The following is a 15,958-nucleotide window of genomic DNA, read 5'->3' as shown; positions in this document are numbered from 1 at the left end:
TGCGCAATCTCCCAGACGACGTGACTGAAAAGGTTGCGCCCGGCACGGCATTTGAGCCGATTTTTGCCATCTTAGACGTAGCCGAGACTATTGCAGTCGGGCTTTCATTCGCTCGCGCGCTCGGCTGGAGTGAAGAAGAAACCACGCTTCGCTTTGCATTTCGTTGGAGTCGGCTCGCGGGTCGGGGCTTAATATCGTGGGCCTATTCAAGCTACTTCAGCTTGCCGCGCCAAACCGGTACGGATGTGGTGACGACGTCGGTAGAACTGCCGCTTGAAGCCTCGGTGAATTCGATAGCTCCAGCCGTCGAGGCGGCTCTGAGGCCACTATTTGCCGAGTTTGCTGGTTTTGAGTTTCCAACTAAATCAATCGAGCAATGGGTGCAGAAGCTCATCGAGCGGCGTTTGTAGTTGCTCGATCAGACATTGTAGCAGCTGCTCGATCTTTCAAAAGCTTCCAGACCGGCAAAAGGTCGGCAATTCGGTCCCTGAAAGGATACTCATTCTGTCTTTGCTCCTGTGATATCCGATCGTGAACATTGGCGAGCGCCCAGCCTTTGAATTCCGCGTTAGTTGCAGCAGCGAGAGCCGCCTCGAAAAAAGATCCGTCAGAGCAGGCGCCAAGGGTGCTCTCCAGGTCCTCGATCGTACAGAAGATGATGGCCCTTCTGTCGTTTTCAGAGATTTCAGGATCTATCTGTGTGGCGAGCGTGTGCGCCTCTGCCAACACGCGATCCAGGTAGTTGGATACTTGCAGCCAAGGATCGAGAGTTAAAACCACCCCGGCCGCGTCTGGGGTGATCGCATGGATGTTGTTCGCGCGTCGGCAGTGCGAAAAGAACCGCCAGATCTGAACAACGCCCTTGATTATCTCCGAGAACGCCTCGCGAGCCTCCTGGAGTGGGTCGTCGGAGAACTTCGCGACGATCGACATCTTCTTGGCTTTGCATTCGATCGCGAGCTTTATGGCGCCGGTCTTGTCATGAAGAAAGATATCGGGCGAATCGAAGTCCCTTTTGAATCGGTATTTGAAGCTACCCTTTGGCGCAGATTCCGGGAGCGCCTCGCTCAGCAATTCCAAGCAGTAACTCTCAAAGCGCCCGCCAATCTCGCGCCAGATCCTCGACCCGCCCCCGACAAGGTCATAGTACAGGCCGGTCGTTATGCGCTGCATAATGAGAAGAGGTAGAGGGGCGCGTGCAATGACATTCCCCTCCCGCCTAAAGAGGATCGCGGGTGTCTTGCGTAGAACGCTCTGCCTATATGCAGTGAATTGACCGCCTGCCTTTCTTATCGCGGCAGCTTGCTTTCGAGCCTCAAGCAGTGAGGGGGCGGCCAATAAACGAAGCGCTGCATCTCGCGTTGCGCCGGAAATAGATAGATCAGACATCGCCACTGTCGTTTCGAATCCGGGGCGGTCTTGCGAAAGGCCAAAGAATGCAAGTCCACAAAGGAAAAAATCCGCCAGAGTCAGACCGTGAGTCCTTTGGAAATGTTCCTTCGCGAGGTCACCTCCAAAAACAAACAAGGAGCGATAGATCTGCGCAAAATTACCGAATCCTCGTTGCCACTCAAATTGCCGGTGTCCTATCTTGTGCATCATGTCGATGACGCTGGAGCGTGCTAGAAAGATCCCGTCTTCCTCGTTCTCTAGGTCCTTAAGGACATTGGCGCAGCTTGCGATCGTGTCAAATTGACTACAGTTGAGTGTCCGCGACCGACCTCGGCGCGAGGGACGCTTCTTCGGGATCGTCAGTAGTTCATTCACGAGCGTTTCAAGTACCCACTTGAAGACGAAGTAGCGGTCGCCGAGCTGGGCATCCTGTGCTTCAGCAGGGAAGGTCAAATATCGACCAGCGGCCTGGGCCCGTTTTGACTGGAGAGCGTCCACCGCCCACACCATAATGAGGAAGGCCTCATCATCGGCAAGGCTGAGGAGTTCGTTCAATTTCTTCCGTGCCTTGTCTCGCTTGTACCTCATGGGTGATGTCAACCTGATCAGCAAAAGGTTGGAATGCGGCCTACTTACCTAAATTCACGGATGCACGCACGAAGGCTGCTACATAGAGCGGGGCTCGATGCGTGATGTCCAGATCTCTGAAAAGGTTAAAGCGTTGCCGAGCTGGTCGCCCACGCTGGCTTTCCGGGTCTATCGGTTGCCACTGGTAGAGCTGCATGTCCGTTGAGTCCTCCTCAAGCGCAAGCCCATCGTCATCACCAATGCGGCAGGCTCAGAATTCTTTGGGCGGTTGCAAACGGCTCTAGGCAGATTTACGGTATTCGCTCGTCTTGGCGGTTCATTTCCGAGGATCATCCAGAACAAAGTGACCTTTGATGAGCAATCGCATTCCTCTTGGAATTTTGGCGCTGCAGTTTTGGCACGAGGCTGCGGCCTATCTGCGAGCAGCTGAAATTCTCATCCATGATGAGGCTGAGCCGGGCGTGGTACCCCCGGCTTACTTTCTGATGAGTCATGGGTTGGAGCTGCTGCTTAAGACCTATCTTCTCTCCCGCGGAGATTCCTATGACGATGTAGGGAAGCTCAAGCACGACATACAGGCAGCCTATCAACGAGCGTGCGGTCTAGGCCTTATGGTAACGGGCGATCACGTTGAGGCTCTAGTGGAGAAGCTCTCTGAGTTCCATACTGCACAAGTCTTTCGTTACCCGATCGTGCGGAGAGATGATGGGCGCCTTGTGATACGTGGCCATCTCGTTCGCCCGACAGAAGTTTTTCAAATCATTGAGTCCTTTGCGGCTAAGATTCAAGGACCGGCGCTCTTTGCTCGAATTGAGGCTGCGCGCGATGGCGAGTTTCGGATCGAAACCTGGCATATGGGATTGCCGCCAGTTAGCGACGAGCGTGGCCGCTAGTTGAGTAAACCCGGATGTCGCGCCGAGCGGCTTGACACTCCTCATAGTGCGACCGATTGGTCGCGCTCCTCACACCCGGCGTGCAGCCTTGAAGTCTCATGCCACACATCAGTTGAGGTCCAAAACGGGTCAAACAGCGAAGAACTCAGGTCGAGCCAATCTCGTCCGCTCTAGCGCAGTGAGCGGACCTGGGTCAGACCCGACCAGCTTCGCAAATGGGCCAGAAGCTGACTTAGGCATGCGCGACATTTGCGTCGTAGTTTGTCCCTCCCCGGCCGTTTTCAAATTGCAGATTGCCTTGCCCAGCCGATCGCCGTTGCGGCGGCGTTCTTGAGTAACAGAACGTCGAAGCCCAGCCCCACGGTCGCGTAACCGCGCTCTATAGCAGATTGGACCTGCTGCTCCGTCGCAGCGAGTGTGCTCTTTGGCACTTGGGCAGCGGTTGTGGCTCGCTCGAACCGCTCCACCGCTTCTAAAAAGACGGGATTGTCAAACTGGCCAGGGCAGCCTAGCTCGACCGAAAGGTCGAGCGGCGCGAGAACCAAGACGCTGATGCCTTCGACGGCGCAGATAGCCTCGATATTGTCAATCGCGGCTTTTGTTTCGATCAGAATGTTGCAGACGACAGTGTCCCCGAGCTTGGGTAGATAATCTTGAAAGGATACGCCCCACCGGGAATGCCCGATGAAAGGACCGAAACCGCGCCTTCCGCGAGGCGGATAGCGTGTCATCGCGACACACTCGGTAGCCTCTTGGGCGGTGTTCACCTGCGGAAACACAATACCAGCAGCGCCCATGTCGAGCGCCAGCTTCACCATTGCTTCATCGCGCTTGCCGACCCTGACAACCGGACGACAGTTGGTGCCTGCCGTTGACGCGATCATCGCATGGAGGTTTTCGGGACCAATCGCGCCGTGCTCTTGGTCGATGACAACGGCGTCCGCACCGGCTTGTGCCAATGCCTGCGTAACCACTGCCGATGGAATTGTGCAAATAAAGGAGACACGTATTTTGGGAGTTGGTACTGACATCTAAAAGCCCCCCTGAGCGGAACAGTTGACGTTCGGCAACTAAACCAAAGGCTACGGATCGGGCTTACTCAAACCATGCGACCAATTGTCCGCCTTGGGTCACAAGCCGAAATGGTCCGAGCGCGGCAGGAGGTCAGCTTGTCGCCCGGAAGCGGTCATGCGCTGATAACGCCCGCATATTGAGGGCTCAAGCTGCTGCCTTCACGCGCTTAGCGATCTTGGCAATGGTTGCGCGGCTGCAGCCAGTGGCAGACTGGATAGAGCCCCATGATTGGCCCGATGCGAGCATGCGTGCGATTGCATCGTTTCGTTGGACATCTTCTGGACGACCCTTGTAGCGGCCCTCAGCCTTGGCTCTAGCTTGTCCTTGAGCCTGTCGGCGACGTCGATCGTCGTAATCCTTCCGGGCCACCGCAGCGAGCATATCCAACAGCATGCCATTGATTGCCTCGAACATGCGTCCGGTGAACTCGTCAGAGGTCTTGGTGGCCATCATCCACGACGTCGGTAGATCGAGAGCCACGACCCGTAATTGACGCGCCGTAAGCTCACCCTTTAAGCGCTCCCAATCGGCGCCTGATAGACGAGAAAGCCGGTCTACCTGTTCAACCAGCAGAACGTCTCCCGGCTCAGCATCCGCAATGAGCCGGAATAGCTCCGGTCGGGCCAGCTTAGCGCCACTCTCGTTCTCGATGTACCACGCGGCAATCCTCAGCCCGCGTTCGGCAGCGAACGCCTTGAGTTGCCCCCGGGCACGGTTTGCGTCCTGCTCATTCGTGCTCGCGCGCAAATAGGCCCTGACAAACATCAGCACTGCCCCTGAGTTCATTATGGATGGTTCATATAATACTGGTTCATTTAAAAAGGTCAATCGAGATTACTGAACCAGCTCCCAGCCAGTTCGCTGGAAGCACACCCAAATTGAACTACGTCGGGCGTTCTGCGCTCATCCGACTGCAGCAAACCCCCGACCAATTAGGTTTTTTACAAGCGGCCTTTTGGAATCCCTGTGATTCCGTTTTGCATAACTCTTGATGTGACGAATCATGAATTATCGTTCGGGAGGTGATGGCGAAGCGAGAAATCTATCAGGAGCGCGCTGTCTCGCCGGAGGTGATCGATGGCTAACCGGGACATGAGCGAGACCTTCGAGACGGTAGGCACATGGTTTCTGCCGGATACACCAGATCGACGTGTCGCCGGGACGCTCTCATCGAAGGCTGAACGAATTGAACTGGAGCTTGCGGACGCACTTCGCCCGATGCAGGGCGGGCCTATTCGAGCTGAGATAGTCCAATACCCTGTCATCCACGGGATCACTCGGGATCAGGAAGCGGTCTCGCTCTTTCAATGCACTCGCATCGGCTATTCGATGAGGTTCGCTAGTGGTGGCTTTGGTCAGCCGGAAACTCTTTGGAGCCATTTGGCTATCGTAGGGGCACAGGTATCAGACCAGCAGGTATATCCAGAGTTGAGGTGCCGGATACCCGGCCTACAGATGTGGCTATTACCGCGCGTCATTGAGACGGTGAAAGACGCCCAAGGCTATGCATTTCGGGTCAAGAACGTTCCAACCGAGACAATCGCAATACCGAGCATCGGTGCGGAAATTGACTTTAGTCTCTCCGCTATCGGCTCGCCTGCGCATTCCACGGCCACCATTGTTGCCTCCGGTTGGCTGCATATACGACCACACGAACCAAAGTTGCTGAGTTGGTTCTTGGAGCAGCTCTCGACGACTACCAGCTTGCTCGCTTTTCTGGCCGAGAAGCCCATGCCGCCTGATCGAATCGAGCTCAAGGTAGGCGCACATGGCTTCGTTCTGTCCGTTCTCGTGCCGAGGCCATCGACGAAGTATTGTGATCACACAGAACACCACGACTTTCTCGTAAGTCGGACACAGCTAAGTGACGCCCTTCCGCACGTTCTCGTGAGTTGGTTTGACCTGTACCCTCGCGTCGAGATGCCGGTTGGCCTTGCACTCAGTACAATGGCTTCGGAAGATTTGTGGTCTCACGTGAAGTTCCTTTCTCTGCTGCAAGCACTTGAAGGACTGCATCGTGCGTTGTTGCCGGGTAACTACATGACGCCCGAGAATTACAGGGGCGTAAAAGACGCATTGGTCAACGCTATCCCCGTTGAGGTTACGGCAGATCACCGCGCCTCCTTAACTAGTCGGATTCGGTACGGAAACCAAATAGCGCTTGCCAAGCGTCTGAACAGACTCGCAGAGATGCTTCCGGCCGCGCTGCGATCCCGGATTTTGGGAGGCAAGGATGTGCCACGAAGTTGGGTGGATACACGAAACTACTACACGCATTGGGACGAGGCACTCCGCTCAAACATCTTGAGTAACCAGCAGATGTTCGATGCTTGCGTTCGGCTCGTTTGCTTCCTGCGAGCGCTTTATCTTCATTTGGCTGGGGTCCAGCCGGAGACGCTTGATGGCGCCTTTGACGGTAGAAGCGGAGACGCACGGCATCTAGCACAATTGAAGTCGAGAGATTAGGCCGCGCTCACAATGTTCGGGTTCACGACCAAGGCCCCATCGCCGCTCACCGAGTTTTGTACGCGACTGGATGCGAACTTACTCGAAGCCTCCAACCGTGTGATGGCCGAAAAGGGCACCAACGTCGATAAGCGAGCCAGCATTCTCGCCCTGCTGATCATGGCGGCTTTCCCATTTGATCAGGCGCAACGGCGCGAGCTGAAGGCTTACGGGTGCGATGAGATTTTCGAGGAGAGCAGGTCTCCCCTATTCTGCGCAGAAGAAAGAGATTTTTGTTCGATCGAAGCATCACCATAGAGAATAGAGCCATGGGTAGTGCCGCTGGTCGCGATTGAGGTCCTGCGGTCGGGGGAGATAATTCTTGCGTAGTAAACGACTGGACGACAAAACCATCAATGATGTGATTGAAAGATATGATCGAGGAGAAAGCATTACGGCCTTGATGGCCGAGATTGGACTCAGTCAGAGTGCTTTCAGCAAAGCAATAAAGCGGCGAGGGATCACGCTTAATAAGCGACATCCGACTATAGCGGCTGAGACAATTGTAGATGCTGTTCGGCTCTATGATGAAGGTCTGTCACAGGACCAAATCGCTCGTCGGCTGAATGTCAAGCGAACTACTCTCGCGCAATATCTCAGAGCCAACGGCTATCAAGCGCGTGACCGGTATGAAACGCTTAGAAGCAGGGCAAAGCTCAAGCGCTCTGAGGTTGAGAAGTATCACAATCGTTACTTGAACGGCGAAACCATTGCATCATTGGCTGCGGAGGCGGGATTATCAAAGGCGTCGCTGACGGATGCATTCCGTAAGTATGACCTACAAGTACGAGCTTGGTCGCGCATGACACCAACATTGGCTCGCATTATAGGTGAGCGTCTTAGGGCCGGCTCGTCGCTTCCGGAAATTTCAAAAGAATTTGGTTTCTCTTCCGCAGGGCTACGACAAGGTTTGGCGCGTCACGGCGTAACCTTGCCTCGGATGAGATCCGCAACATTACGAAAGGTCGGGCTACTGCTTGAGACAGGTATTCCGTTAGAAGCTCTGTCGAGCGAGCTGGGTCTATCAATCGACGGACTTAGCGCGGCTCTAGACCGCGAAAAGGCCAAGGTGCCAACTTCTCGTCGATTAAAGCCTCGTCGAAAGGCTGCGCGGGCAAGAGCCAGTTGGCCACGAAAGTTAACGGACGAACAGATCAGGGAGATCCATCGTCGCCGGATTGCCGAGAGAATCGGCATTTCGACGCTGGCGAAAGAGTACGGCGTCAACGCTTCTTCACTTTACGAGCGCATGAGAAAGATGGGGCTTATCGTAAGCCAAGGTATGGGGACGACGCGGAAAGTGTTCTCCCATGACTTCGTTCGAGAAATCTATGCGGAGGCCAGGAGGACGAAAAAGTCGGTGATACAGGTAATACGCGAGCGGGGTCTTGCCGAACGCGCCGGTGGAATAAGCATTTCGGGTCGCGCACTTGGCCTCATTCCACTTAGTCCGTCAGAGATTACGGGGCATTCGGAGCGAGACACTTATTTGTACATAATGAAGGTGACGATACCCGGTAAGACAGTGGGTCTCTACGCCGGGCAAAGCATAGATCCGCTAATGCGGATGCGTCAGCACATCGCGCAGGCGGCGAAGGGCTCGCACACGCGCAATAAGAGGACAGCATTTATCAGAGAAGCAATCCGTGAGGCGCGGTCTGTCGGCATGCCGATAGAAGAAATAGTAACAATCGAAATTCTCCCCGGAGTAATTGCGGCAAATGCGGCTGCCGAAGCTGAACGTGATCTCATCACGCGCATACGCGGCCAATGTTCGCGAGAGGGCCACGTGTTTTTGAACGGGCTTATGGGTGCTCCCGCAGGCGGCTATGGCCGAGCTATTGAGGCCGATACGGAGGTCGAGATTGTGAGAGCTTACAATTCGGGCAAAACAAGCCAGGAGGTCGCAAATGCTTTTGGCGTTGGGCGATCAACGATTAACCGGATCATCGCAGCGCGAGGAAAGCAGAAAAGCCCCGCTGAGTATCTTCGTAGATATGACGATACGATAACAGATCAGGCAATCTCGTTAGCAAAGGCTGGACACAAGCAAGATGCAATCTGCGAGCAACTCGGAATTTCCAGGCCAACTCTTTATAAAGTCCTCAAAAAAGCGGGGTTGACCAAGACGTATAAGCCTCGGTCTCGTTGATCCCGGCGGATCGGACGAGGCGGGCGCCACTCGCGTCAAGCATCTCTTTCCCCAATCGCGGCCTGCCCGGTGGTCGGCCTGTCCGCTTTGCGCGGTGGGACAATGGTGCAAAAACGCAATGGAAAACAATGGGAGCCTTGAAAGTCCCACTTCCCGCCAAGCGATTGATCTGTCTCAAATATTTTTGCCCGGCCAGGGGCACCACGCTTCGCCCTTCGGGCTTCGCGTGGCACGGCCACGCAAGACCGAAGAGTGAAGCGTGTCCGGCGAAGCCTCTTGGCGAAGACGGACTGCCGCGGCGAAACGCTCCCCTCCACTAGCCATCCTCCCATCCCCACTGTATAAACCAGTAGCTTCTTCCGTAATTCGAAGGAGCTCATATGAACGACCTGCACGCGTGGCTTTCTGAACAGCATCACGGCCTGCGCACCTTCCGGACATTCCAGCAAAAGCTCGAGACGCTCGGCCGGGACGATCCCGCCCAGCGCGGCCTGTGCCGCCTGTTGAGCAGCCTCGTCGGCAGCTACGTCGAGGCCTATGACGAGGCCCCGCTGCCGGTCGAGGTCGCCGACAGCGCCTATCGCCGCCTGCTGGCGCTGGTCGCGAGCATCGATCTGAATGCCGATGCCGACCGCCGGCTCGCCGACATCAACCGCGTGGCGGAAAGCCAGCTCTGGCAGTGAAAGGCGACCCCGCCATCGCGCCGGCTTGATCACGGGAGAGGCGTGTAGGTCGTGCTCATCGTGTAGTCCTTGCTTGGACCCGACACCACATGACGGACGACGAACGTTCCGTCCGGCAGGAACATGTAGGCCGACCGATACTCGTCGCGCCTGCAGAGATGGCGCGCATGTCCGATCAGCTCTCCTCCGGAAGATACGGACAGTGAGATCTCGTGAAACAGCCGCGGTGGATCTTCCCTGAAGAAGACCTTGAATCCTCCGTCGCTGTTGCTGAAGACGTATTCGCGTTCGGCCTGCACAATGGTGCCGTTCGCGAGCTTCAGATGTCCCTGCTCGCGATAGGCCAAGCGCTCCCTGTCGAGTGGCGTGAAAGTCGCGATACCCTGCATCGTGGCCTGGCCTTCGATGACCCGGTTGAAGGACCACGAGCCGACCAGCTTTTTCGTGACTTTCGAGGCTTCACCCCAGCGATCGATCGTAGCTTCGTTCATATCTTCAGGCCCGCGCGTTAACCAACCGGTCCAGGCTTGCAGGAGCCGCAGCCGGGAGTTCGACTTCAGCGAGCCGATACCTATATCCTACCGCAACGGATGGTGATGCAGCGAGCAGCTTTGATGGCGAGACGACGCACGACGGAAGCGGACGCCGACGACCTCCCTCGCTATTTCGTCTGGGTCCGGGGCCTTGAAGGCCCCGAGCCACAGAAATGGATGGCGATGGATTTCGGCATCGGCGACTGGAAGCGGCCGCTGGTGCTGGCGTATTTGGAGCTGCCGGAAGGCGAACGGCACCTGCCGCTGTCGGCGCTGGCGCGGCGGTATCCGCCGCCGCGGGTTGACGTCCTGTAGGGCAGCCGTCACCCCACCGCTTCCCTATTCGATGAAACCGAACAACTGTCCGCCCATCAGCAAGACAGATTTATTCACGACCAACATTCCGTGGCTCCGGCCGCGGCGAGGCGGCGTGTTCCCGCTTGCTACCTCAGCGGGATTGTGTACAGAATACATCTTATTTCATGATGCAATTATTGATCGAGTCCGGGGAATGCAGCCCGACTCGGCCTGAAGCGCTTTCCCGCGAAATTGCCGGAGAAGCCCCATGTCACACCATGATGGCGCGCCGAACATTAATACTGCCGGACCGGAACACCCACACCGCGATATGAATGCCGGCGGGACGGCCGACGCCGCCCCGGCAAAACGCAAGCTGGTGCTGTTCGCCGACGGCACGGGCAATGCGTTCACGACCCAGGAATCCAGCGTCTGGCGTCTCTACGAGGCGCTCGACCACACCCAGCCGGACCAGATCTCCCACTACATCAAGGGCGTCGGCACCGCCGGCTGGGCGCCGCTCGCAGCCCTCGACGGCGCCACCGGCTTCGGCGTGCCCTCCAACGTCCGCAAGCTCTACCGCTTCCTGTGCTGGAATTGGCGCGAGGGCGACGAGATCTACATCTTCGGCTTCAGCCGCGGCGCCTTCACTGCGCGCACGCTGGCGTCCATGATCGCGAGCCAGGGCCTTGTGCCTGCGGAGATCGACGGCACCCCCGTATCGCATGAGGAAATGGAGCGCAACGCGATGGCCGCGTGGCGGGAATACCGTCGCGACACCGTGCCGTTGAAAAAGAGCCTGCCGACGATCTGGATCGCCCGCCTGATCCGCGATCTCCTGCTCTATCTCTATCATTCGCTCTGCGGGCACCGCTCCTATGCCGACGTCCGCGCGGCGATGAACGGCCGCAAGGAGATCGACATCGAATTCCTCGGACTGTTCGACACGGTCGAGGCCTTCGGCGTCCCAATCGAGGAGCTGCGCGTCGCGATCGACTGGGCGATCTGGCCGATCTCGTTCCGCAATCATCGGCCCTCGCGCAAGGTGAAGCACATCTGTCATGCGCTGGCGCTAGACGACGAGCGCACCACCTTCCATCCGCTGCGGATCGACCAGAGCCATCTGGCGGCCGGCCAGACAGTCGAGGAGGTGTGGTTCGCCGGCGTCCATTCCGACGTCGGCGGCGGCTATCCGGAATCCACGCTGTCCTTCGTGCCGCTGGTCTGGATGGCCGATAGGCTCAGCGGCAGGCTCCGGTTCCAGGACGGTGAGATCGAGCACTTCAAGGAATATCAATCGGCGATCGGACCGAAGCACGATTCGCGCAGCGGCGCCGCCGTCCTCTACCGTTATGGGCCGCGCCCGGTCCTCGCCGGCGAGGTCAATGGCGGACTGCCGGTCGTGCACTTCGCCGTGGTTGAACGCATGCTGTTCGGCTGCGACGCTTATGCGCCGATCATGCTTCCGGCGGACTCACTGGTGCTGATGCCGGATGGCCGCAAGTTGAACCTGATGGCGGACGCCACGCGCGACGACATGAAGCAGGCCTATCTCGCGAAGGCCCAGGGCCCGCGGCGCGAGACGGAGGCCAGAGCCTTCACGCTGATGAACGTGCCCAGCCCTGAAATGGCGCGGCTCACGCGCGACACCGTGTGGTGGCGGCGCGTCGCCTATTTCTCGCTGCTGTTCATGGTCGGCGTGATCGCCGTCTGGCCGTGGGTGGCGCGCAGCCTGATCGGGGTGTCGAAGGACAATGGCCTGCAAGGCACCCTCTTTCTGCGCATCGCCGCCACCATCGATTGGCTCGTCGGCGGCGTCCTTGGTCCGCTCGCCAATCTGGTCAGGAACGTGCTGCCGTCCTATGCCGCACCGTGGCTGGACATCGCGCTGTACTACCCGTTCGCCACCTCGCTCGTCCTGATCCTCACCTATCTGATCTGGCGCAGGAACACGGTGCTGCGCGACACCATCCAGGAGCGTGCGCGGCTGGCCTGGAGCGAGCCACGCCGTATCGCAAGCCGGCAGCATGCCGACGATCCCGGCCTGCTGCTGGGCTTTGCCCGATGGATGCGGCTCAATGCCGGGCCGGCCCGCTGGCTCTTCGCCAGGCTCGTGCTGCCCGCGATTTTCCTGTTCATCATCTTTTACTCGGCCCTGCTCATCGGATCGACCAGCGTCTTCACGGCCCGTACCGCGACTGGAAATATTTGCGAGACGTCCGGGCAGAACTCCGCAACGCCGGTATCCGACGAGCCGACCGATGCGCGCGGCCTGTTTGCGACGAAGGACTTCTGCTGGTGGAGCGGCCTTGCGGTCGAGAAGGGGCGCAAATATCGCGTCTGGGTCCAGATCGAGGATCCCTGGTTCGACCGCACCATCATGAGCGGGACGAACGGCTTCAAGACCCATTTCGGGCGTCATTACCTCGCCTTGCCGACCCTCCGCCTGTTCGGCGCCGACTGGTTCCAGCCTGTCGTTCGCGTCGGCGCGAAAGGCATGAGCGACATCCCGCTTCAGGCCGTCAACGTCATGCCGGCCGACGAATTGCCAAGACGCATGCATCCGACCGTTCCGGCTGAGGACGATGCCGACAAGAGCAAGGGCCGGTATCCCATCCGGCTCGACGACACGACAGAATACAAGGCGCTTCCGAACGACAATCCGCTCAAGCTCGCGGTGGTCAAGCTCGGGGATTTCGAGCCGGTGCCGAAGGACCCCGCGGCGCGCACGATCTGGGACGGTCAAAATCTGTCGGCCCGGCTGGTCGCCGAATTCGTTGCGCCCGACGCCGGCGATCTGTTCTTCTACGTCAACGACGCCGTCCAGATTTATCCGACCCTGCTGCCGGTAGGATTGCGCCCGGCGAAGCTCGACGCAATCCAGGGGCCATACGATCAATTCTACAGGAACAATGCCGGTACCGCGCGCATCGTCGTGCAGCGGCTGCCGGGCCCGTCCGCACCAACCGATAAACCGGCTCTGGCGAAGCAGTAGGCGTCCACCCGGGCGCCGTTTCATCGCGCCCCCATGATTATGGGTGTCGCGCCCTCCACGCTGCGGCTAGACTTGCCTCGCGCCGCGGGGGACACGTGGTGCGGGACCATGAACATGAGCGAACAGGGCGAGACGGGTGAAGCCATCACCATCCTCCTCGTCGAGGACGACGCGCCGACCTGCTGGCGGCTCCAGGACGCGCTGGTCAAGGCCGGCTACGAGGTGCGCAGCGCCGGCACGCTGGCGGAGGCCCGCTCCGCGCTGGCCGAAGCGGCACCGCGCGTGCTGCTCACCGATCTCAGGCTTCCCGACGGCCATGGTGTCGAGCTGATCCGCGAGATCCGGCAGCGCTTTCCCGACACCGAGATCATGGTGATCTCGGCGCTCGGCGACGAGGAGAGCGTGATCTCTGCGATCACGGTCGGCGCCACCGGCTACCTGCTCAAGGACGCGTTCCCGACCGATATCGCCACCACCGTGCGCGATCTGGTCGCCGGCCATTCCCCGATCTCGGCCTCGATCGCCCGTTTCATCGTGCGCCGGACGCAAGGTGCCGCGCAGAGCTCGGCCGAGCCGTCGCCGGGCCCCGTGCTCAACACCGCAAAGCTGACGCCGCGCGAGATCGACATCCTCTGGGGCATCGCGAAAGGTTTCAGCTACGCCGAGATCGCGAGCCATCTCGGCCTGTCCAGGCAGACCGTGCCCGGGCACATCAAGAACATCTATCGCAAGCTCGAGGTGCACACGCGCAGCGAAGCGGTGTTCGAGGCGGTGCAGCAGGGCCTGATCAAGCTGTGAGCGAGATTGCGGCGAAGGCACCGACACGCCCGCGGCGCCGGCTGATCGTGTCGCGCCTCATGCCCTATCTGCTGCTCCAGGCGCTGATCGTGATCGCGACCATCCTCGGGCTGCGGCTGCTCCAGCCCAGCGACCCCGACGATTTTGCGGTCAGCGGATTTTCCCTGCGCGAGGACGGCATAACGCGCCCGGTAACCTTGCCGCATTTCACCTCGTCGCGCTATTCGCTGGCCGATCCGCCGCTCTATACCGGTGCCTTCACGTTCCGGCGCGACCAAGCCGCGTCGGGGTGGTCGGTGTTCCTGCCGCGCTTCAGCAACGCCGTGGAGGTCGCCGTCAACGGCGTCGTCGTGCTCGACTCCCGCCGCGATGCCAACGCCAACCGGCCCGACCGCAACACGCCGCAGATCGCACTCATTCCGGCTTCCTTGCTGCGCGACGGCAGCAACGAAATCACGGTGCGGCTGTTCGTATGGGGACCGCTGAGGGGTTTTCTCGACACCGTCTATGTCGGACCCGACACGGCCCTGCGGCCGGCCTTTGAAACGCGCACTCTGCTGTTCGTGACGCTGCAGGTGGTGTTTTCCGCGTGGCAGTCGATCCTCGCCGTCATCCTCGCGATCATGTGGCTGATGCGGCGGCACGAGCCGGTTTACGGCGTGCTGGCGGTGGCGATGGTGCTCGGTGTCATGCAGGCCTTCGTGCCAGCGCCGGTGCCGCCGGTCACCACGTCGCGGCTTGCCGCGGTCCTGCTGGCCTCGGCGCCGACCGAGAGCGCGCTGATCGTCATGTTCGGCGTGCTGTTCTTCGGCTGGCGCTGGCCGCGTTACGGCACGCTGCTGTTCGCCCCGGGGCTCGTCATCTTCGTGGTCGGGCTGATCGCCGGCCCGCCGCTGCCGCGCGTCCTGTTTCTCACGCTCGGCGTTCCCATGGTCGGGATCTGCCTGTTCCTGATGGCCTGCGTCACCGCGACCGCGGTGGTGCGGCGGCAGGACGCGGCGAGCTTCACGATCGGCTGCGCGGTGACCATCGTGCTGACCTGCTGGGTCCACGACATGCTGTCGGTGTTCGAGATCGTGACCAACGAACGCATCTTCGTCTCGCGGCTGTCCTATTCGGCGATGCTGGTCGCGATCGGCGCCGGGCTGACCTGGCGCTTCGCCCGCGCGCTGAACCAGGTCGACAGCTTTGCCGGGCAGCTCGTTACGCGCGTGCGCGAGGCCGAGGAGCGGCTGAAGGCGAGCTTTGCCCGCGAGGAGGAGCGCGCCCGCGCGGCCGCGCTCGCCAATGAGCGCACAAGGCTGATGCGCGACCTCCATGACGGCCTCGGCGGCCAGCTCGTCAGCATCGTCGCGCTCTCCGAGCGCGGCCATGAGGGCGCGACCATCACCGACGCCGCCCGCGCGGCACTGAAGGATCTGCGCCTCGTCATCGACTCCATGGACGACATCGGCGGCGACCTCATGCTCGCGCTCGGCTCCTGGCGCGAGCGCGCGACGGCACAGTTGCGGCCGCACGACATCGCGCTCGACTGGCGCGTGGCGACGCCGCAGGGCCTGCCGCTGCATCCCGAGCTGCGGCCATGGCACGTGATCCAGATCGTGCGCATCCTCGACGAGGCCGTGACCAATGCCGTCAAGCATGCGCAGGCCCGCAACATCGAGGTGACCATCGAGACGCTCGACGGAGGCCAGGGGCCCTATGGCGTGATCAGCGTGACCGACAACGGCCGCGGCTTTGCGCTCTCGGGCAATGGCGAGACCGCCGGCGCGAGCCAGACCGCCCGGGGCTTGCGCAATATGAGAAGCCGCGCCGCGCGCTGCGGCGCGGTGCTCGATCTGGGCTCGAATGCCTCGGGCACGCGGGTGCGGCTGCAATTGCCGCAGGTCTTTCCCGACAGCGACGCTGCCGGCGGCTGAAAAGCCCCCTCCCCGAACGTGTGGGACGCGCGGAGAGAGGGAACGGGCCGGAGTGTTTTGCCTGCGGAGGACGGGGGGTTCGTCCGCTGGGGCTCCGTTGCCCGAAACGATGCAATCAACTCAATCGAA

Annotated in this window: 14 protein-coding genes; 10 read left to right on the top strand and 4 right to left on the bottom strand. The window is 59.8% G+C overall.

Translation table 11 applies throughout. The features are described 5' to 3' along the window. The first annotated feature begins 20 nt into the window (after window positions 1-20). The gene (locus tag JQ635_RS21150) at window positions 21-410 is read left to right on the top strand and encodes a hypothetical protein (protein WP_211411720.1); all 390 of its coding nucleotides are present in this window, start codon (window positions 21-23) and stop codon (window positions 408-410) included. On the opposite strand, the gene JQ635_RS21145 is transcribed toward JQ635_RS21150, so the two are convergent. Continuing rightward, complete coding sequence (locus JQ635_RS21145; RefSeq protein WP_211411719.1) at window positions 391-1,980, bottom strand: hypothetical protein; 1,590 nt, start codon at window positions 1,978-1,980, stop codon at window positions 391-393. The genes JQ635_RS21150 and JQ635_RS21145 overlap by 20 nt on opposite strands. A gap of 353 nt (window positions 1,981-2,333) precedes the next feature. Here JQ635_RS21145 and JQ635_RS21140 point away from each other — a divergent pair, with 353 nt between their 5' ends. Continuing rightward, entirely contained in the window at window positions 2,334-2,873 is a 540-nt protein-coding gene (locus tag JQ635_RS21140) for a hypothetical protein (RefSeq protein WP_211411718.1), read from the top strand. A gap of 281 nt (window positions 2,874-3,154) precedes the next feature. On the opposite strand, the gene JQ635_RS21135 is transcribed toward JQ635_RS21140, so the two are convergent. Together JQ635_RS21135 and JQ635_RS21130 are read right to left on the bottom strand one after the other, a co-directional pair. Then, complete coding sequence (locus JQ635_RS21135) at window positions 3,155-3,904, bottom strand: HpcH/HpaI aldolase family protein (RefSeq protein WP_211411717.1); 750 nt, start codon at window positions 3,902-3,904, stop codon at window positions 3,155-3,157. A gap of 187 nt (window positions 3,905-4,091) precedes the next feature. Further along, entirely contained in the window at window positions 4,092-4,712 is a 621-nt protein-coding gene (locus JQ635_RS21130; protein ID WP_211411716.1) for a recombinase family protein, read from the bottom strand. Window positions 4,713-5,024: 312 nt separating this feature from the next. Here JQ635_RS21130 and JQ635_RS21125 point away from each other — a divergent pair, with 312 nt between their 5' ends. The 4 genes from JQ635_RS21125 (at window position 5,025) to JQ635_RS21110 (ending at window position 9,287) form a co-directional block, all read left to right on the top strand. After that, window positions 5,025-6,413, top strand: a complete 1,389-nt coding sequence (locus tag JQ635_RS21125) for a HEPN domain-containing protein (RefSeq protein WP_211411715.1) — start codon at window positions 5,025-5,027, stop codon at window positions 6,411-6,413. A gap of 12 nt (window positions 6,414-6,425) precedes the next feature. After that, window positions 6,426-6,710: a hypothetical protein gene (locus JQ635_RS21120; protein ID WP_211411714.1), complete on the top strand. Its 285-nt coding sequence runs from the start codon at window positions 6,426-6,428 to the stop codon at window positions 6,708-6,710. 64 nt (window positions 6,711-6,774) lie between these two features. Further along, window positions 6,775-8,604, top strand: coding sequence for a helix-turn-helix domain-containing protein (locus tag JQ635_RS21115; RefSeq protein ID WP_211411713.1), 1,830 nt, complete (start codon window positions 6,775-6,777; stop codon window positions 8,602-8,604). 380 nt (window positions 8,605-8,984) lie between these two features. Next, window positions 8,985-9,287, top strand: a complete 303-nt coding sequence (locus JQ635_RS21110; RefSeq protein WP_211411712.1) for a hypothetical protein — start codon at window positions 8,985-8,987, stop codon at window positions 9,285-9,287. Between the two features lie 29 nt (window positions 9,288-9,316). Here JQ635_RS21110 and JQ635_RS21105 read toward each other — a convergent pair whose 3' ends face one another. Continuing rightward, entirely contained in the window at window positions 9,317-9,778 is a 462-nt protein-coding gene (locus tag JQ635_RS21105) for a DUF6314 family protein (protein WP_211411711.1), read from the bottom strand. A gap of 123 nt (window positions 9,779-9,901) precedes the next feature. Here JQ635_RS21105 and JQ635_RS21100 point away from each other — a divergent pair, with 123 nt between their 5' ends. From JQ635_RS21100 to JQ635_RS21085, 4 genes are all read left to right on the top strand, one after another. Next, entirely contained in the window at window positions 9,902-10,135 is a 234-nt protein-coding gene (locus tag JQ635_RS21100; RefSeq protein WP_211411710.1) for a hypothetical protein, read from the top strand. A 250-nt stretch (window positions 10,136-10,385) separates the two neighbouring features. After that, entirely contained in the window at window positions 10,386-13,112 is a 2,727-nt protein-coding gene (locus JQ635_RS21095; protein ID WP_211411709.1) for a DUF2235 domain-containing protein, read from the top strand. Window positions 13,113-13,226: 114 nt separating this feature from the next. Then, window positions 13,227-13,910: a response regulator gene (locus JQ635_RS21090; protein WP_211402892.1), complete on the top strand. Its 684-nt coding sequence runs from the start codon at window positions 13,227-13,229 to the stop codon at window positions 13,908-13,910. Further along, window positions 13,907-15,829: a sensor histidine kinase gene (locus tag JQ635_RS21085; RefSeq protein ID WP_211411708.1), complete on the top strand. Its 1,923-nt coding sequence runs from the start codon at window positions 13,907-13,909 to the stop codon at window positions 15,827-15,829. The genes JQ635_RS21090 and JQ635_RS21085 overlap by 4 nt, the downstream gene beginning before the upstream one ends. Window positions 15,830-15,958 lie beyond the last annotated feature (129 nt).

Source organism: Bradyrhizobium iriomotense (assembly GCF_018130765.1).
Lineage (GTDB): Bacteria > Pseudomonadota > Alphaproteobacteria > Rhizobiales > Xanthobacteraceae > Bradyrhizobium > Bradyrhizobium iriomotense_A.
This window is presented reverse-complemented; position numbering and strand designations above follow the sequence as displayed.